Raw genomic sequence first — 16,408 nt, 5'->3', positions numbered from 1 at the left:
CGTCGGGCTCGAGCCTCCGCCGCACGCACAAGGCCGCTTCGGCCCATCGTCCTGATGGCACAATCAAATTCCGTGCCTGCGGTATCTTCGTGCGGACGCCAGACGCGCGCGCCGAAACCCAGGGAATTCGTTGCCGATCTGCAACGGTTCCCCGCGATCTGAAGCCGGACAAAACAAACTCCCATTCCGGCCACGAACCGCTCTCACAAGGCCGTGAGACTATCAGGGGAACGGCGATGCGTGCACAACGCGTTTGGAAAGTGAATGGAGCCGCCAGCGTCGGGCAGCTTCAATCGAGACTGGACGATCTGAACAAGCGTCTCGGCCAGCTCGAAAACCAGCATCCGGACAGCTGGAAGCTCGAAGAGCTGAGATCGAGCGCGCTCAGCCTGTCGCGCGAGATCGACGACATCCGCTGCGCCGAGGCGACGGCGGCCTTGAGCGAGCTGCTGCGGAAGTAGTCAGGCCGCCGATTCGCATCGCGCGCAAGGAACCAAGTTCCACCGCCGCCATTTCCATGCAGAGCATGGAGCCAGATCATGAGCAGGCACCTGAGGCGAGCCCATCTCGCACGCGGCGGCGGCCTTCACCATCGCGCGCCACTTTGCGTTATGAAGAATTTGGCGCTGTGAGGGATTTCGCATGACATCGGACCCCGAGGAGTCGGTGCGGCTGCAGGGCTACGGCGAGATGACGCTGCGCACGGCCGTCGAGACGTTGATGCTGCTCGCGCCGCGCGAGCGATCCGAGGCCGCCGTCTTCCGGGTCCGTGATGATGTACGTCTGGCGCAAAGCGAGATCGCCGAGCTCGCATCGAGCTGGGGCATCGAGCCGGCGCCCAACGTGCGATCGCCGAGACTGGTCCCGGAGCAGCACTGGCAAGACGTCGTCCGCGGCATGGTGCGCGAAGCGCCGCTGCCGTCGCTGATGGTGGCGTTTCTGCTGGGCGTGCTGGTGGCGCGGCGGTAGCCGAGTCTCGGCTGCCGCGCAGCGACAGGTTAGACAAATCATCGGTGTCGGCGAAAGAGCCATGCCGCCGCGACAAGCCGCCCTGCCCGGCCAAATCCGCCGTGGACCCGCCCCGAAAATCGTTGCAAAAAGGCGCTCCCGAGGCGCCGGTGGCCGGTCCGCCAAGTCTCTGGAAGACGTCGATTTTGGAAGAATGGTCGGAGTGGCAGGATTCGAACCTGCGACCCCTGCGTCCCGAACGCAGTGCTCTACCGGGCTGAGCCACACTCCGACAAGAAGGCGGCTTATAGCGTCGGGTTTGACGCACTGCAAGCGGCCGAGCCGAGGAATTTTATCCCTGTGAAAACGGGTCTTGAAACGCTGATTTTACCGGCCGGCGAGGCCGGCGCGGAAGCCGCCGCCCGGACCCTGGCCGCCGGCGGGCTGGTCGCGTTTCCGACCGAGACGGTCTACGGGCTCGGCGCCGACGCCGCCAACGCCAAGGCGATCGCCCATCTCTATGCCGCCAAGGGACGGCCGGCGTTCAATCCGCTGATCGCGCATGTCGCTGACCTCAAGGCCGCGCGGCGGATCGGGCGGTTCGACGCCCGCGCGCTGAAGCTTGCGGAGGCGTTCTGGCCGGGGCCGCTGACGCTGGTGGTGCCGAAGACCGACGATTGCCCGGTGGCGGATCTCGCCACTGCCGGCCTCGACACCGTCGCGATCCGCATTCCCGCCCATCCAGTGGCGCAGGCGATCCTGCGCGTCTTCGGCGGCGCCGTGGTGGCGCCGTCCGCCAACATCTCCGGCCACGTCTCGCCGACGCTGGCCGCCCATGTCGAGAGCGACTTATCGGGGCGGATCGACCTGATCGTCGACGGCGGGCCTGTTACGGTCGGCGTGGAATCGACCATCGTCGGCTGCTTCGACGTGCCGATGCTGCTCCGCCCCGGCGGGCTCTCACGCGAACGGATCGAGGCGGTGCTGGGCGCGCCGCTGGCGCGGCCGCCGCTGCAAGCCGAAAGCGACGACAGCCAGCCGCTGGCCCCGGGCATGCTGGCCTCGCATTACGCGCCGCGCGCCAATGTGCGGCTCAATGCACGCGAGGTGACGCCGGGCGAGGCGCTGCTGGCGTTCGGCTCTGAGCGCCTGCCTGGTGTTGACGCTGCTGCCGCCGTCATGAATCTGTCGCCCACAGGCGATCTCGATGAAGCCGCCGCCAATCTGTTCGGCTATCTTCGCAGCCTCGATGCGAAGAGCCCGCGGGGGATCGCGGTGATGGCGATTCCCGAGGAAGGACTTGGCGAAGCGATCAATGACCGGCTGCGCCGGGCTGCGGTTGCCCGATAAGAAGCTTGAGAAGAGACACGAGAATGAACGTCAATCAATCCGCCACCCCGCCGCTTGCGCCCGAGCTGATCGCCCAATTCCGCAAGATCGTCGGCGACCGCCACGCCATCACCGATGCGACCGACATCGAGCCTTACGTCACCGAGGAGCGCAACCTGTTCCACGGCCGCTCGCCGCTGGTGCTGCGCCCGGGCTCGACCGCGGAGGTGTCCGCGATCTGCAAGCTCGCCTCGGCGCACAAAATCGCGCTGGTGCCGCAGGGCGGCAACACCGGGCTGGTCGGCGGGCAGACGCCGCACAATGGCGAGGTGGTGGTGTCGCTGCGCCGGCTCGACAAGATCCGCGAGGTCGACACCGCCTCCAACACCATGACCTGCGAGGCCGGCGTGGTGCTGCAGATCGCGCAAGCGAGGGCGGCCGAGGTGGACCGGCTGTTTCCGCTGTCGCTCGGCGCCGAAGGCAGCTGCACCATCGGCGGCAATCTCTCGACCAATGCCGGCGGCACCGCGGCGCTCGCCTATGGCGTTGCCCGCGAGATGGCGCTGGGCCTGGAGGTGGTGCTCGCCGACGGGCGCGTGCTCAATCTGCTGTCGAAGCTGAAAAAGGACAACACCGGCTACAATCTGCACAACCTTTTCATCGGCGCCGAAGGCACGCTCGGCATCATCACGGCGGCGACGCTGAAACTGTTTCCGAGGCCGCGGGCGGTCGAGACCGCCTTCGTCGGGCTAAAATCGCCGGCCGCGGCGCTCGAGCTGCTGACGATCGCGCAAGGCGAAGCCGCCAATGCGCTGACGAGCTTCGAGCTGCTGTCGGAGATGGCGGTCGATTTCTCGGTGCGGCACGGCATCGACGTGCGCGATCCGCTTGAGGCGAAGCATCCCTGGTACGTGCTGATGGAGTTGTCTTCGCCGGGCGAGGACGCCCGCACGCCGCTGGAAACGATCCTCGCCCGCGCCATGGAAGAAGAGATCGTCGACGACGCCGTGATCGCGGCCAACCTCACCCAGCGCGCCGGCTTCTGGAAGCTGCGCGACGAGATGTCCGCGGCGCAGAAGCCGGAGGGCGGCTCGATCAAGCACGACATCTCCGTGCCCGTTGCGGCGGTGCCCGCCTTCATCGCCGAGGCCGACGCCGCCGTGGTGAAGCTGATCCCCGGCGCGCGGCCGGTGCCGTTCGGCCATCTCGGCGACGGCAATCTGCACTACAATGTCAGCCAGCCGGTCGGCGCCAATACGGCGGATTTCCTGGCGCGCTGGCACGAGATGAACGCGGTGGTGTTCGAGATCGTGCTGCGCATGGGCGGCTCGATCTCGGCCGAACACGGCATCGGCGTGCTCAAGCGCGACGAGCTGCCGGAGGTGAAGGACAGGACCGCGATCGAGCTGATGCGCTCCATCAAGGCGATGCTCGATCCGCTCGGCATCATGAATCCGGGGAAGGTGCTGTGAGCGTGCCCCCTGCTCCGCTCGCGATCCGCGCGATCGCGGATGCCGACGTCGAGAAGGTCGTCGCGCTGTGGCAGCGCTGCGGCCTGACCCGGCCCTGGAACGATCCGCATGCCGACATCGCGCTGGCGCGGCGGCGCGACAATTCCACGGTGCTGGTCGGCCGCGACAACGGCGCGATCGTCGCAACTGTGATGGTCGGCCATGACGGCCATCGCGGCTGGGTCTATTACGTCGCGGTCGATCCCGACAGCCGGAAGCGCGGCCATGGCCGCGTCATCATGGCGGCGGCCGAGGACTGGCTGCGCGCGGCCGGAATTCCAAAGCTGCAGCTGCTGGTCCGCCGCGAGAACGCGCAGGCCAATGCCTTCTACGGGTCGCTGGGCTTCGAGGAATCCACCTCGGTGATGTTCCAGAAGTGGCTCGACGGCCGCGCGACCACGCCAATCAACTGAGATCGAGCCATGACCATTTCCGATCGCGTCCGCATCAAGGACGTCCGCGTACTCTCGAACAACTGGACGCCCGTGAAGACCACGACGTTCGAGTACCGGCGCGCCAATGGCGAGTGGCAGACGCAGCACCGCGAGACCTATGAGCGCGACAACGCCGCGGCCGTTCTGCCCTACAATCGCGCCCGGCGCACGGTGATCCTGGTGCGCCAGTTCCGCCTGCCGGCGTTCATCCGCGGCTACGACGATCTGCTGATCGAGGCGGCCGCCGGCGTGCTTGATAACGCCGAGCCCGAGACGCGCATCCGCGCCGAGGCCGAGGAGGAAACCGGCTATCGCCTGCACGACGTGCACAAGGTGTTCGAGGCGTTCATGAGCCCCGGCGCCATCACCGAGAAGCTGCACTTCTTCGTCGCCGAGTACGAGCCTGAGATGCGCGTCAGCGACGGCGGCGGCCTCGAGCACGAGGGCGAGGACATCGAAGTGCTGGAGCTCGGCATCGACGAGGCACTTGCGATGATCGCCGACGGCCGCATCATCGACGCCAAGGCGATCATGCTGCTGCAATACGCGGCGCTGCATCTGTTCAGGTGACTCGCTGACCCTCCCCTGGAGGGGTCCGCGTGGGTCGATCGCGCGCAGCGCGAGCGGGGTGGGGTGATCTCTCCACACGGGCGGTGTTCTTCGTGGAGAGACCGTCACCCGACCCCGCTGCGCATTCCGCTTCGCTTCATGCACAGCGACCCTCCCCCTCCAGGGGAGGGTGAAGTGACCACCGTTCGCGGCTTCGTCGTCCAGTGCAATTCTGTCCTGCGTCCTTCCGCCCCCCGTTGAGCAACCTCAAAACTACCTCTAGTCTGGGCCCAACCAAGAACCAGGAGACGCGCCCATGTCCGCTCCGCGCGACGACGAATTCGGCTTTGCGCCCGACTACGACTCCCCCGTTCCCTACATGCAGCGCACGCGGGACTATTACGCGGCGATCGGCTACACCACGCCGTATCGCTGGGCGCATTACACCGAGGCGCCGTCCAGCCGCTGAAGAAGCCGCTGGCGCAGTCGCGCGTCACCATCATCACCACGGCCGCGCCGTTCGATCCGGCCAAGGGAGACCAGGGACCGGGCGCGGCGTACAATGGCGGTGCGAAATTCTACCAGGTCTATGACGGCGACACATCGAAACAGCACGACCTTCGCATCTCGCACATCGGCTACGACCGCAAGCACACCAGTGCCACCGACAGCGGCACCTGGTTTCCGCTGCCGCAGCTCCTGAAGGCCAGCGCCGCGGGACGGATCGGCGAAGTCGCCCCGCGCTTCTTCGGCACGCCGACCAACCGCAGCCATCGCGTCACGCTCGATACCGACGCGCCGGAAATTCTTTCGCGCTGCATCGCTGATGCGGTCGACGTCGCCGTGCTGGTGCCGAACTGCCCGGTCTGTCACCAGACCACGGCGCTGGTGGCGCGGCATCTGGAGCGCAACGGCATTGCGACCGTGATCATGGGCTGCGCCAAGGACATCATCGAGCACGCGGCCGTGCCGCGCTTTCTGTTCAGCGACTTCCCGCTCGGCAATTCCGCCGGCAAGCCGCATGACATCGCCTCGCAGGCGCAGACGCTGGAGCTGGCGCTCAAGCTGCTGGAGACTGCAAGCGGGCCACAGACGACCATGCAGTCGCCGCTGCGCTGGAGCGAGGACGCCTCCTGGAAGCTCGACTACAACAACGTCGCGCAGCTCAGCCCTGAAGAGCTGGCGCGGCGCCGTGCCGAATTCGACAAGCAGAAGGAGATCGCGCGCGGCAACCGCGCCGCCTGACGTCGTCCGACAACGACAACAAAGAGGGGAGAGCGAGGTGACACGACCGTTCGAAGGCGTGAAGATCTTGGACTTCACGCAAGTGCTGGCCGGCCCCTACGCGAGCTACCAGCTCGCGCTGCTTGGAGCCGACGTCATCAAGGTCGAGCGGCGCGAGGGCGAGGACATGCGCCGTACGCCGCTTTCCCGCGAATGGGCCGAGCGCGGGCTGGCGCCGGCCTTCCAGGCCGTCAACGGCAACAAGCGCAGCCTGACGCTCGATTTGCAGAAGCCGGAGGCGATCGCGATCGTGAGGAAGCTGGCGAGCCAGGTCGACGTCGTCATGGAGAATTTTCGCCCGGGCGTGATGGACAAGCTCGGCATCGGCTACGAAGCCCTGTCCGCGATCAATCCAAGGCTGGTCTATTGCGCAGTGTCGGGCTTCGGCCAGACCGGCCCGGACCGCCTGCGGCCCGGCTATGACGGCAAGATGCAGGCGCTGTCGGGCATCATGGCCATCACCGGCCATCCCGAAACGGGGCCAACGCGCGCCGGCTTTGCGGTATGCGACGTGCTGTCAGGCGCGACGGCGGCTTTCGGCGTGTCGAGCGCGCTCTACCAGCGCGACCGCACCGGCAAGGGCCAGCTCATCGATGTCTCGATGCTGGAGGCGACGCTGGCATTTCTGTCGGGCCAGGTCGCGGACTGGTCGGTTGCCGGCCATCGCCAGACACTTTCCGGCAACCAGGCGGTGAGCCGCAGGACCACGGCCAACCTGTTCAAATGCGGCGACGGCCACATCCTGCGCGCCGTCAACAATGAGAAGCAGTACCGCGCGCTGATGAGCGCGCTTGGCCGCGAGGACACGCTCACCGACCCGCGCTTTGCCGACTGGTTCGCGCGCAACGAGAACGAGCCCGCGCTCCGCGCGATCATCGAGGAGGCGCTGGCGAAAAGGCCGGCGCGTGAATGGGAGACGATTCTGGAAGACGCCGGCGCGCCCTGTGCTAGCATCTGGAAGGTCGAGGAGGTCATCGACCATCCGCAAGTGAAGGCGCGCGGCGCGATCCAGGAGCTGGATACGCCGTACGGCCGGCTGCGCTTTGCCGGCAGCGGATTCAAGCTCGCACATGGCGGCGGACGGCTGGACCGGATGGCGCCGGAACTGGGCGCGGACACGGATGCCGTGCTGGGTGAGCTGGGCTTTGATGCGGCGGAGATCGTGGGGCTGCGGGCGAGAGAGGTTGTGTAGAGCGCCGCGCATCCCGCTGCGGTAGGGTGGGCAAAGCGAAGCGTGCCCACCATTGCGCGCTGAAGAGAGAGATCGTGGGCACGGCGCGTTGCGCCATTGCCGACCCTACGGCAGTCGAGCTAGAACAACGACCCCTGCCCGTCATCCGATGACGCTGCCGCTACCTTCCGCACCGCCTTCCTGGGCTTCGCAGCCTCCGCCTCCATCTCCTCCGCGCTGATCGGCAGCACGAGCTGTTCGTCGTCATTGGCGACGCGGTTGACGCGGGTGGAGACGGGGTGCCAGGCGAACTCGCCGATGCGCGGAGCGGTCATCAGCGGCAGGATCGCGTCGACCTCGTCGCCGCTGATGTCGAGCCAGCGCTCGAAATCGCGCGGACTGATGGTCACGGGCACGCGGTCATGCAGCGCGGCGAGGTCCTCGCCCGCCGCCGCCGTGACGATCGCGACCGTGTCGAGCTCCTCGCCGTTCGGCCCGACCCAGGTCTCGAACACCGCGGCAAAGCCGAGCGGTTCGCCGTCGGCGCGGTGGATGAAGAAGGGCTGCTTGCGGCCGCCTTCCGTCTTCCACTCGTAATAGCCATCGGCCGGAATCAGGCCGCGCCGGCGGCGAATCGCCTTCTTGAAGGCGGGCTTCTCAAGCACCGTCTCGGCGCGGGCGTTGATCAGGAGCGTAAATCCGCGGGGATTCTTGACCCAGCCCGGCAACAGGCCCCAACGCATCAGCCGGAAATGGCGCGCGCCGTTCTCGACCAACACGACCGGAATCGGTTGCGTCGGGGCGACATTGTACCGGGGCGGGAAATTCGGCTGCTCGACATAGCCGAACAGTTGCCGCAAAGCCGCGGGGGCCGAAGTTATGACGAAGCGTCCACACATGCCTGGCCGTCTATATAAGGTCCGTTCAGGTCCTTTTAACCCCGAACGCTAACACTGCGGCAGATGAGCTCAACGGCCTCCCAACCCGCGCGGACGCATGTACAGACGGGCCCCGAGGCCGAGGCCTGGGCCGAGCGCCTGCGCGTGGCCAATATCAACCCGCGGACCGGGCTTGCCACCGACTATCTCAACCATTTCAATGAAGCCGTGATGCTGCTTGAAATGGTCCCGGACATGCCGGAATGCGCCGATGACTTCCTGACCTGGACGCCACTGTCCTATGCCGAGCATTTCACGGCGTCGAATTTCAAGGCGCGGGACCTCGCCATCGAGGCCTATGAGAAGGCCGATCCCAACGTGCGCGCCCAGTTCGACCACATCACCGACACCATGACATCGATCCTGACCGCGGTCGGCTCGGCCATGCGCGAAGTCGAGAAGGACACCACCCGCGTCCGCCTCGCCGAGCAGGCCACCCTCTGGGTCAAGCCGCTGATCGCGGCTTGCGGCGGCATCATCAATGGCGGCGCGGAAGCCGACGTCGACACCATCATGGCGAACTCGGCCGGATAGGTGACGAGATTGGCCGCGGTCATCCAGCCCCCCCATCCCCAGCTCGCCGTCAGCGCAGCCATCTTCCGCGACGGCAAGGTACTGCTGGTCCGACGCGCCCGTTCGCCTGCCAAGGGGTTCTATTCGCTTCCCGGCGGCCGGGTCGAATTCGGCGAATCGCTGCATCAGGCCCTGAGCCGCGAGGTTGACGAGGAAACCGGCCTTCGTATCGAGATCATTGGCCTCGCCGGCTGGCGCGAGGTACTGCCGGCCGCGGCCGGCGCCGGCCACTACCTGATCATGTCCTTTGCCGCCCGCTGGGTGGCCAAGGAACCGGCCTTGAACGACGAGCTCGACGATTACCGCTGGATCGCGCCGGACTCCCTGGCGAGCCTCGGCGACCTCAAGCTGACCGGTGGGCTGGAGGAGATCATCCAGTCCGCCGCCCGGCTGATCCAGGCATAGGCGGCTCCGCCTTGCTTCCCTGGGCTCGACGGGGCATACAGCCCGCCGATGTCCACGCGATTTTTGGCCATTCTTGCCCTGATTCTCGCCTGCGCCGCCGGGTCCGCCCGGGCCCAGGACGCGGCGGCGCCGTTTGACGGCGAATTGCAGCGGCTGGCCGAGATCCTCGGCGGGTTGCACTATCTGCGCGGCATCTGCGGGTCCAACGAGGGCAACAAATGGCGCAACGAGATGCAGGCGCTGATCGATGCCGAAACCCCCTCCGGGGAGCGCCGCACCCGCATGATCGCCGGATTCAACCGCGGCTATAACGGCTTTCAGCAGACCTACCGCAGCTGCACGCCGGCCGCGACGGTGGCGATCCGCCGCTACATCGAGGAAGGCTCGAAGATCTCGCGGGATCTGACCGCGCGCTACGCAAACTAGGTTCTCTCCACCTGTCATTCCGGGGCGCGCGTAGCGCGAGCCCGGAATCCATTGTGCGGCAGTCTCTGCGGCCAGATGGATTCTCAGATGCGCAATTGCGCATCAGAGCTCGCGACTTCGTCGCGCCCCGGAATGACGGCGGCAGATGCGGGCGCGGCGCGACGGGAACCCTGTCATCGACTTTGTGCACAGCCGTTAACCGTTCTTAAAGATGTGGCCTAGCGGTCATTAACGCCCGTGCTACACCTCTCGCACAGCGCATCGCCGTGGATCGCGCCCCAGCCCTGACCGAGTTTCATGAGCCAGCCGATTTCCTACGCCCGCGCGCCGCTGCCCGATCACGAGCAGAAACAGGCTGCCCTCAGCTATCTCAACGAGGCCTGGGCCGAGGCGCGCCATGACGGCGTCGACGGTGATTGCCTGGCGCAGGCGAGCCTGTTTGCGGCACTGGCCGAGCTGGTCGGCACCTATGGCGAGGACGCGGTGGCGAAGTTCGTCGAGGGCTTTCCCGGCCGCATTCGCAACGGCGAATTCTCGGTCGGCATCTCCAGGCAGTAAGCCTGTCGAAAATGACCCCGCCACGCGGGCGGGGCCAGTCGACGGATGAATGACTCTGCGAAAGCATCGCGAAGTCTGCCGCCTTTATCGCACGGAAGCTGTTTCCTCCCGACAAGCATTAATCTCACACTGGTCGGGAGATATTCCCGGAAGCATCGGGATTGCGTTCAATCCGTCTCAATCGGCAGCGCCGGGTCCCTCGCCCACTCGCCCATGGAAGCATCGTAGAGCGTCAGCTTGTCGTAGCCGAGCTGCGCCAGCATGAGCAGATCGATTGTCGCCGAGATGCCGCCGCCGCAATACAGGATGACATCCTTGTCTCGCGTGACGCCTTGGGCGGCGAATTTCGCTTCTGCGTCTGCGAGCGTCGTCAGGGTCCTGTCGGGATTGACGAGGGTTGCCGCTGATACGTTGACGCTGCCGGGAACGCGGCCGGGCCGGCCATAGCGGCTTGGTTCGAGGCCGGAATGAAACTGCGGTCCGAGAGCATTGACGATCACGGTCGAGGGGTCGCCGATCCGCGACACCACCGTGGCCTTGTCGACGAAGCAGCCCGCGCGCGGCGTCGCCTTGAATGTCGTCGTCGGATATCCCTTCGGTGCGCCTGCCTCGATCGGCCGCCCCTCCTCCTTCCACTTGTCGAAACCGCCGTCGAGCACGAGCGCATCGACTCCGAGCGAGCGCAGCATCCACCAGAACCGCGTCGACCACATCATCGTGCCGATGCTGTAGAGCACGATGGTCTTGGATGCGTCGGCGCCGTGGCGGCCGAAGGCGGCCTCCAACTGGGCCACACCAGGCATCATGAAGAACTGTTGCGACGAGGTGTCGGAGAACTCGCCTTGCAGGTCGAGGAAATCGGCGCCGGGGATGTGGCCGGCTGCAAAGGACTTGTCGCCTGGCACCGCGCGATAAGGCACGTCGCTGCCGGGAGGGACAGGCTCATTGTAGGTCGTGCAATCGTAGAGGCGGAGGTTGGGATCGGCGAGTATGGCGGCGAGTTGTTGGGTGGTGATGAGGGGGGATGGCTGGGACATGATGTGCTCTCCCAATTTGAGCTCTCGCTTCGTGGCACACTGTCATTGCCCGCGAAAGCGGGCAATCCAGTATTCCAGAGGCCGCAGCCGTATCGCCCAACTGCCGCCGCGGCGTACTGGGCGGATTCAAGCGGTCGTCGCAACACCAAGAAGTTGGAGGTTGCGATGAAAGTTTTAAGTCGACGTTCGGCCCGGTCAGGACGGGCGCCATTGCCATCGCCAGGCCGGTCGTCTGCGGCTGGACGCGATGAACAGAATAGATTTTGGAAGGCGATTGCCTCAGGGCAAAGCAGCGAAGATGCTGCGCTTGCGGCCGGACTATCGCAACCTGTCGGAAGCAGATTGTTCCGAAAGGCAGGGGGCACGCCACCAGCGATGTTCAGATCTTCGGCCAAGGCTCTCTCCGGGCGCTACCTTTCATTGGCTGAACGCGAGGAAATCGCCCTACTCAGGGTGCAGGACCATTCTATACGGGAGATCGGGCGCCGCTTGGGGCGGGATGCTTCGACGGTCTCCCGTGAACTGCGGCGGAACGCGGCCACCCGCGGCGGTGGGTTGGAGTATCGGGCAACAACTGCCCAATGGCATGCGGATCGATCTGCCCGCCGGCCCAAGTCGACCAAGCTTGCGCTCAATGCAACCTTGCGCACTTATGTAGAGGAGAGACTTGCCGGCGGCGTCGTAGCCCCGAGCGGGGCTCATGTTCCTGATCCGGCCGTTCCGTGGAACGGCCGCCGACATGGCCGGCGAAAGGATCGACGATGGGCCAAAGCCTGGAGTCCTGAGCAGATTGCCCGACGCTTGCCGATCGACTTCCCGGACGACAAGACGATGCGCATCAGCCACGAAGCTATCTATCAAGCTCTCTTCGTTCAGGGCCGTGGGGCGCTGCGCAGCGAGCTGACCGCCTGCTTGAGAACCGGGCGTGTATTGCGGATGCCCAGGGCGCGCATACGCAGGCGAGGCAAGGGCTTTGTCTCGCCGGAGATCATGATCAGTGAGCGCCCTGCTGAAGCTGCCGATCGAGCAGTGCCGGGACATTGGGAGGGAGACCTCATCCTCGGTCTTGGCAGCTCGGCAATCGGCACGCTGGTCGAGCGCACGACGCGCTTCACGATGCTATTGCACCTTCCCCGATTGGTGGGGCATGGCGAAGCTCCGCGCGTGAAGAACGGACCTGCGCTCGCGGGACACGGAGCCGAAGCCGTGCGCGACGCGATCTCGCGCACCATCATCAATTTGCCCGAAGAACTACGTCGCACGCTGACTTGGGATCAAGGAGCCGAAATGGCTCAGCACGACCGCCTCAAGATCGATGCAGGCATCCAGGTCTACTTCTGCGACCCGCAAAGCCCTTGGCAGCGCGGCACTAACGAGAACACCAACGGGCTGCTGCGGCAGTACTTCCCGAAAGGCACAGACCTGAGCGTCCACAGCGCCGACGAGATATCCGCTATAGCAGCGGCCCTCAACGCCCGACCGAGAAAGACGCTGGGCTGGAAAACGCCGGCAGAAGCGCTTGACGAACTACTGCCTTGAGTGAAAAACAATTTGGTGTTGCGACGACCGCTTGAATCCGCCCTGGATGCCCCGGTCAAGCCGGGGCATGACAGCGGTGCAAGAGGCTAGGCCTATTCCTACGCCTTCAGCGTCTCCAAAAACCGCACCGGCTCGCCCTGCGAGGCCGTCACGAGCTCGCCCTGCCACATCACGCGGCGGCCGCGGATGAAAGTGCCGACGGGCCAGCCGGTGACGCGGACACCGTCATAAGGCGTCCAGCCGGCCTTGGACGCGACCCATTTGTTGGTGATGGTCTCGCTGCGCTTCAGATCGACGATGGTGAAATCGGCATCGTAGCCGGCGGCGATACGTCCCTTGCACGCGATGTTGTAGAGGCGTGCGGGACCGGCGCTGGTGAGGTCGACGAATCTCGCCAGCGACAGCCGGCCGGCGTTGACGTGATCGAGCATGATCGGCACCAGCGTCTGCACGCCGGTCATGCCGGAGGGCGAGGCCGGATAGGTCTTCGACTTCTCTTCGAGCGTATGCGGGGCGTGGTCGGAGCCGAGCACGTCGATGATGCCCTGCTCGATGCCGCGCCAGATGCCGGCGCGATGATCGGCCCCGCGCACCGGCGGGTTCATCTGCGCGAGCGTGCCGAGCCGCTCGTAGCATTCGGGCGCGACCAGCGTGAGGTGATGCGGCGTCGCTTCGCAGGAGGCGACATCCTTGTGGTCGCGCAGGAACTCGATCTCTTCCTTGGTCGAGATGTGCAGCACGTGAATGCGCTTGCCCGTCTCGTGCGCGAGCTTGACCAGGCGCTGCGTCGCCATCAGCGCCGCGGTCTCGTCGCGCCAGACCGGATGCGAGCGCGCATCGCCCTCGATGCGCTGCGGTTTGCGCTCGTTGAGCCGATACTCGTCCTCGGCGTGGAAGGCCGCACGGCGGCGGATCACCTGGAAGATGCGGCGCAGGCTTTCGTCGTCCTCCACCAGCAGCGCACCGGTCGAGGAGCCGATGAACACCTTGACGCCGGCGCAGCCGGGTGCGCGCTCCAGCACCGGCAGGTCCTGCACGTTCTCGCGGGTGCCGCCGATGAAGAAGGCGAAATCGCAATGCATGCGGTGATTGGCCCGCTTCACCTTGTCGGTGAACTCGGCCTCCGTCACCGTCAGCGGCGCCGTGTTCGGCATTTCGAACACGGCGGTGACGCCGCCCATCACGGCGCTGCGCGAGCCGGTTTCGAGGTCTTCCTTGTGCTCCAGCCCGGGCTCGCGGAAATGCACCTGCGTGTCCATCACGCCGGGCAGGATGTGCAGGCCCTTGCAGTCGATCACCTCCGCGGCGCTGCCTTGCGACAGCGGCCCCAGCTCGGCGATGCGACCGCCCGTGATGCCGATGTCGCGAACGGCCTCGCCGTCCTGGTTGACCACGGTGCCGCCCTTGAGGATCACATCGAAACGCTGGCTCATGGCTGAAGGCCTCTCTCGTCCCCAAGCGCAGGGCTCGAGGTCTTGTCGTTTATGCGTTGCGGGCTTACGTTCCGGAGCAACATGTCGCAAGAGATTTTCGCATGAAATCGGCGTTTCTTCCCGACCGGGGCGTGATCAAGGTCGCAGGCGAGGATGCGCGCAACTTCCTCAACGGCCTGGTCACGACCGACCTCGACAGGCTGAAACCGGGCCTGGGGCGATTCGGCGCGCTGCTGACGCCGCAGGGCAAGATCATCGTGGATTTCCTGATCACGGAGGTGCCCGCGGGTCACGGCGGCGGGTTCCTGATCGACTGCCCGAAAGCGCTGGCAGATAGCCTTGCCACGAAGCTGAAATTCTACAAGCTGCGGGCCAAGGTCACGGTGGACAACCTTTCCGACGATCTCGGCGTGCTTGCGGCCTGGGACGGCCAGCCGGCCGCCCAGCCGGACCTCGCCTTCGTCGATCCGCGGAATGACGGGCTCGGCTACCGCATCCTGATCCCGGAAGATCTCAAGCAGAAGCTGTCCGACCTGATCGGTGCCAAGCTGGTCGATGCGGCCGAATACGAGGCGCACCGCATTGCGCTCGGCGTGCCCCGCGGCGGGCTCGACTTCATGTACAGCGATGCGTTCCCGCACGAGACCAACATGGATCGTCTCGCTGGCGTCGATTTCGACAAGGGCTGCTATGTCGGCCAGGAGGTCGTCTCGCGCATGCAGCATCGCGGCACTGCACGCACGCGCAGCGTGAAGGTGCTGCTCGACGGTGCTTCACCCGAGCCGGGCACGACCATTCTTGCCGGCGACAAGCCGGTCGGCACCATCGGCTCGACCGCCGGCGGCAAGGGCGTTGCGCTGGTGCGCATCGACCGCGTTGCCGAAGCGCTCGACGCGGGCCAGCCGCTCACCGCTGGTGGGCTGCCTCTGACGCTCGCTGAACCAGACGTCGTTCGAATTCCAGCCAAGCAGCCCATCGCATGAGCCGTGCCGCCCGCCTGCATCCCGACGGCCTGAAACGGTGTCCCTGGCCTGGCGAAGATCCGCTTTACGTCGCCTATCACGACACCGAATGGGGTGTGCCGGAATATGACGACCGCGCACTGTACGAGAAGCTGATGCTCGACGGTTTCCAGGCCGGCCTGTCCTGGATCACGATCCTGCGCAAGCGCGACAATTTCCGCAAAGCCTTCGACGATTTCCAGCCGGAGAAGATCGCGCGCTACAACGCGAAGAAGGTTCATGCGCTGATGAACGATGCCGGCATCGTGCGCAACAAGGCCAAGATCGACGGCGCGATCCTGAGCGCGAAATCCTATCTCGACATCATGGAGAAAGGCCCGGGCTTCTCGAAGCTGCTGTGGGACTTCATGGACGGAAGACCGCTGGTCAACCAGTTCAAGACCACCGCGAGCGTGCCCGCCTCGACGCCGCTGTCGGTGCAGATCTCCAAGGAGCTGTCCTCGCGCGGCTTCAAATTCGTCGGCCCGACCATCGTCTATGCCTTCATGCAGGCGACCGGCATGGTCAACGATCATCTCGTCGACTGCCACTGTCACGCCGCCTGCGGCAAGACGCAGCGCAAGCCGCGTCTCAAGGCCAAATGACGGCGAAGAAGACCGCGCGCGATGCGCCGTCCCGCGCCTGGCAGCGCATGCTGTCGGGCCGGCGGCTCGACCTGCTCGATCCCTCCCCGCTCGACATCGAGATCGCCGACATCGCGCACGGCCTTGCCCGCGTCGCGCGCTGGAATGGGCAGACCATCGGCGCGCATATCTTCTCGGTCGCGCAGCATACGCTGCTGGTGGAAACCGTGCTGCGGCACGAGATGCCGCGGGCCGACCAGCGCATACGGCTCGCAGCCCTGCTGCACGATGCGCCGGAATATGTGATCGGCGACATGATCTCGCCGTTCAAGGCCGTGCTCGACGGCCATTACAAGGCGGTCGAGAAGCGCCTCCTCGGCGCCATCCATATCCGCTTCGGCCTGCCGCCGGTGCTGCCCGACGAGATCACGCAAGCCATCAAGGCCGCCGATCGCGGCGCAGCCTACCTCGAGGCAACCGAGCTCGCCGGCTTCAGCGAGAGCGAGGCCAAGCGCCTGTTCGGCAAGGATCCCGGCCTGTCCGACAGCGTCCGGCGCGACTACATGACGCCCTGGACGGCCGCACGGGCCGAGAAGCAGTTTCTGGAGCGGTTTGGCGCCGTGTTTGCGTAGGTGCTGCTGGGTGGCAAAGCCGCGGTGCGCCGTGCCCGCCATTCTTTCGCGTTTGC

General features: G+C 65.8%; 17 protein-coding genes, 1 tRNA gene and 2 pseudogenes. 16 read left to right on the top strand and 4 right to left on the bottom strand.

All coding sequences use genetic code 11. From position 1 onward, the window contains the following. Positions 1 to 236 precede the first annotated feature (236 nt). Positions 237 to 461 carry a hypothetical protein gene (locus ABIF91_RS26395; RefSeq protein ID WP_028176936.1) on the top strand — a complete coding sequence of 75 codons (225 nt, stop codon included), beginning with the start codon at positions 237 to 239 and terminating at the stop codon, positions 459 to 461. Positions 462 to 642: 181 nt separating this feature from the next. Next, positions 643 to 969: a hypothetical protein gene (locus tag ABIF91_RS26390; RefSeq protein WP_028176935.1), complete on the top strand. Its 327-nt coding sequence runs from the start codon at positions 643 to 645 to the stop codon at positions 967 to 969. A gap of 194 nt (positions 970 to 1,163) precedes the next feature. Here the strand turns inward: ABIF91_RS26390 and ABIF91_RS26385 are convergent. Then, a tRNA-Pro gene (locus tag ABIF91_RS26385) sits at positions 1,164 to 1,240 on the bottom strand. Between the two features lie 68 nt (positions 1,241 to 1,308). On the opposite strand from ABIF91_RS26385, the gene ABIF91_RS26380 reads away from it, so the two are divergent. From ABIF91_RS26380 to ABIF91_RS26355, 6 genes and pseudogenes are all read left to right on the top strand, one after another. Beyond that, on the top strand, positions 1,309 to 2,298 hold the full coding sequence (locus tag ABIF91_RS26380) for an L-threonylcarbamoyladenylate synthase (protein ID WP_028176934.1): 990 nt from the start codon (positions 1,309 to 1,311) through the stop codon (positions 2,296 to 2,298). A 23-nt stretch (positions 2,299 to 2,321) separates the two neighbouring features. Beyond that, the gene (locus tag ABIF91_RS26375; protein WP_028176933.1) at positions 2,322 to 3,749 is read left to right on the top strand and encodes an FAD-binding oxidoreductase; all 1,428 of its coding nucleotides are present in this window, start codon (positions 2,322 to 2,324) and stop codon (positions 3,747 to 3,749) included. Further along, on the top strand, positions 3,746 to 4,201 hold the full coding sequence (locus tag ABIF91_RS26370; RefSeq protein ID WP_028176932.1) for a GNAT family acetyltransferase: 456 nt from the start codon (positions 3,746 to 3,748) through the stop codon (positions 4,199 to 4,201). The genes ABIF91_RS26375 and ABIF91_RS26370 overlap by 4 nt, the downstream gene beginning before the upstream one ends. 9 nt (positions 4,202 to 4,210) lie before the next feature. Next, positions 4,211 to 4,792: an NUDIX domain-containing protein gene (locus tag ABIF91_RS26365; RefSeq protein ID WP_028176931.1), complete on the top strand. Its 582-nt coding sequence runs from the start codon at positions 4,211 to 4,213 to the stop codon at positions 4,790 to 4,792. A 295-nt stretch (positions 4,793 to 5,087) separates the two neighbouring features. Further along, positions 5,088 to 6,016, top strand: a pseudogene (locus ABIF91_RS26360) (glycine reductase). A gap of 37 nt (positions 6,017 to 6,053) precedes the next feature. Beyond that, the gene (locus ABIF91_RS26355; protein WP_424579471.1) at positions 6,054 to 7,247 is read left to right on the top strand and encodes a CaiB/BaiF CoA transferase family protein; all 1,194 of its coding nucleotides are present in this window, start codon (positions 6,054 to 6,056) and stop codon (positions 7,245 to 7,247) included. A gap of 119 nt (positions 7,248 to 7,366) precedes the next feature. Here the strand turns inward: ABIF91_RS26355 and ABIF91_RS26350 are convergent, their stop codons facing one another. Beyond that, the gene (locus ABIF91_RS26350; protein ID WP_028176929.1) at positions 7,367 to 8,125 is read right to left on the bottom strand and encodes an SOS response-associated peptidase; all 759 of its coding nucleotides are present in this window, start codon (positions 8,123 to 8,125) and stop codon (positions 7,367 to 7,369) included. 63 nt (positions 8,126 to 8,188) lie between these two features. On the opposite strand from ABIF91_RS26350, the gene ABIF91_RS26345 reads away from it, so the two are divergent. From ABIF91_RS26345 to ABIF91_RS26330, 4 genes are all read left to right on the top strand, one after another. Beyond that, a complete protein-coding gene (locus tag ABIF91_RS26345) occupies positions 8,189 to 8,698 on the top strand; it encodes a hypothetical protein (RefSeq protein ID WP_028176928.1) in 510 nt (169 codons plus the stop codon). Between the two features lie 9 nt (positions 8,699 to 8,707). Further along, on the top strand, positions 8,708 to 9,142 hold the full coding sequence (locus ABIF91_RS26340) for an NUDIX hydrolase (RefSeq protein ID WP_028176927.1): 435 nt from the start codon (positions 8,708 to 8,710) through the stop codon (positions 9,140 to 9,142). 48 nt (positions 9,143 to 9,190) lie between these two features. After that, the gene (locus ABIF91_RS26335) at positions 9,191 to 9,568 is read left to right on the top strand and encodes a TIGR02301 family protein (RefSeq protein ID WP_028176926.1); all 378 of its coding nucleotides are present in this window, start codon (positions 9,191 to 9,193) and stop codon (positions 9,566 to 9,568) included. Positions 9,569 to 9,865: 297 nt separating this feature from the next. Continuing rightward, the gene (locus ABIF91_RS26330; protein WP_028176925.1) at positions 9,866 to 10,126 is read left to right on the top strand and encodes a hypothetical protein; all 261 of its coding nucleotides are present in this window, start codon (positions 9,866 to 9,868) and stop codon (positions 10,124 to 10,126) included. A 167-nt stretch (positions 10,127 to 10,293) separates the two neighbouring features. Here ABIF91_RS26330 and ABIF91_RS26325 read toward each other — a convergent pair whose 3' ends face one another. Continuing rightward, positions 10,294 to 11,163, bottom strand: a complete 870-nt coding sequence (locus tag ABIF91_RS26325) for a sulfurtransferase (protein WP_028176924.1) — start codon at positions 11,161 to 11,163, stop codon at positions 10,294 to 10,296. Between the two features lie 165 nt (positions 11,164 to 11,328). On the opposite strand from ABIF91_RS26325, the pseudogene ABIF91_RS26320 reads away from it, so the two are divergent. Continuing rightward, positions 11,329 to 12,737, top strand: a pseudogene (locus ABIF91_RS26320) (IS30 family transposase). A 63-nt stretch (positions 12,738 to 12,800) separates the two neighbouring features. Here the strand turns inward: ABIF91_RS26320 and ABIF91_RS26315 are convergent. Continuing rightward, complete coding sequence (locus tag ABIF91_RS26315) at positions 12,801 to 14,135, bottom strand: dihydroorotase (RefSeq protein WP_028181848.1); 1,335 nt, start codon at positions 14,133 to 14,135, stop codon at positions 12,801 to 12,803. Positions 14,136 to 14,236: 101 nt separating this feature from the next. Between ABIF91_RS26315 and ABIF91_RS26310 the strand changes: the two genes are divergently transcribed. Genes ABIF91_RS26310 through ABIF91_RS26300 form a run of 3 tightly spaced genes read left to right on the top strand, consistent with a single transcriptional unit; the run spans position 14,237 to position 16,352 of the window. Continuing rightward, complete coding sequence (locus ABIF91_RS26310) at positions 14,237 to 15,118, top strand: YgfZ/GcvT domain-containing protein (protein WP_028181849.1); 882 nt, start codon at positions 14,237 to 14,239, stop codon at positions 15,116 to 15,118. Next, the gene (locus ABIF91_RS26305; RefSeq protein ID WP_028181850.1) at positions 15,115 to 15,741 is read left to right on the top strand and encodes a DNA-3-methyladenine glycosylase I; all 627 of its coding nucleotides are present in this window, start codon (positions 15,115 to 15,117) and stop codon (positions 15,739 to 15,741) included. The genes ABIF91_RS26310 and ABIF91_RS26305 overlap by 4 nt, the downstream gene beginning before the upstream one ends. Beyond that, positions 15,738 to 16,352 (top strand): YfbR-like 5'-deoxynucleotidase, encoded by a 615-nt coding sequence (locus ABIF91_RS26300; protein ID WP_028181851.1) that lies wholly within the window; start codon positions 15,738 to 15,740, stop codon positions 16,350 to 16,352. Before ABIF91_RS26305 ends, ABIF91_RS26300 begins: the two co-directional genes overlap by 4 nt. Positions 16,353 to 16,408 lie beyond the last annotated feature (56 nt).

Source organism: Bradyrhizobium sp. USDA 241 (assembly GCF_049739505.1).
Taxonomy (GTDB): Bacteria; Pseudomonadota; Alphaproteobacteria; order Rhizobiales; family Xanthobacteraceae; genus Bradyrhizobium; species Bradyrhizobium liaoningense.
The sequence above is the reverse complement of the archived record's forward strand: the minus strand, read 5'-3'. Positions and strand labels throughout refer to the sequence as shown.

Bases quoted from the DNA above. Each gene is read 5' to 3' on its own strand.
- ABIF91_RS26395 (WP_028176936.1), top strand. From the start codon at position 237: ATGCGTGCACAACGCGTTTGGAAAGTGAATGGAGCCGCCAGCGTCGGG.
- ABIF91_RS26390 (WP_028176935.1), top strand. From the start codon at position 643: ATGACATCGGACCCCGAGGAGTCGGTGCGGCTGCAGGGCTACGGCGAG.
- ABIF91_RS26375 (WP_028176933.1), top strand. From the start codon at position 2,322: ATGAACGTCAATCAATCCGCCACCCCGCCGCTTGCGCCCGAGCTGATC.
- ABIF91_RS26365 (WP_028176931.1), top strand. From the start codon at position 4,211: ATGACCATTTCCGATCGCGTCCGCATCAAGGACGTCCGCGTACTCTCG.
- ABIF91_RS26350 (WP_028176929.1), bottom strand. From the start codon at position 8,125: ATGTGTGGACGCTTCGTCATAACTTCGGCCCCCGCGGCTTTGCGGCAA.
- ABIF91_RS26345 (WP_028176928.1), top strand. From the start codon at position 8,189: ATGAGCTCAACGGCCTCCCAACCCGCGCGGACGCATGTACAGACGGGC.
- ABIF91_RS26335 (WP_028176926.1), top strand. From the start codon at position 9,191: ATGTCCACGCGATTTTTGGCCATTCTTGCCCTGATTCTCGCCTGCGCC.
- ABIF91_RS26330 (WP_028176925.1), top strand. From the start codon at position 9,866: ATGAGCCAGCCGATTTCCTACGCCCGCGCGCCGCTGCCCGATCACGAG.
- ABIF91_RS26325 (WP_028176924.1), bottom strand. From the start codon at position 11,163: ATGTCCCAGCCATCCCCCCTCATCACCACCCAACAACTCGCCGCCATA.
- ABIF91_RS26315 (WP_028181848.1), bottom strand. From the start codon at position 14,135: ATGAGCCAGCGTTTCGATGTGATCCTCAAGGGCGGCACCGTGGTCAAC.
- ABIF91_RS26310 (WP_028181849.1), top strand. From the start codon at position 14,237: ATGAAATCGGCGTTTCTTCCCGACCGGGGCGTGATCAAGGTCGCAGGC.
- ABIF91_RS26305 (WP_028181850.1), top strand. From the start codon at position 15,115: ATGAGCCGTGCCGCCCGCCTGCATCCCGACGGCCTGAAACGGTGTCCC.
- ABIF91_RS26300 (WP_028181851.1), top strand. From the start codon at position 15,738: ATGACGGCGAAGAAGACCGCGCGCGATGCGCCGTCCCGCGCCTGGCAG.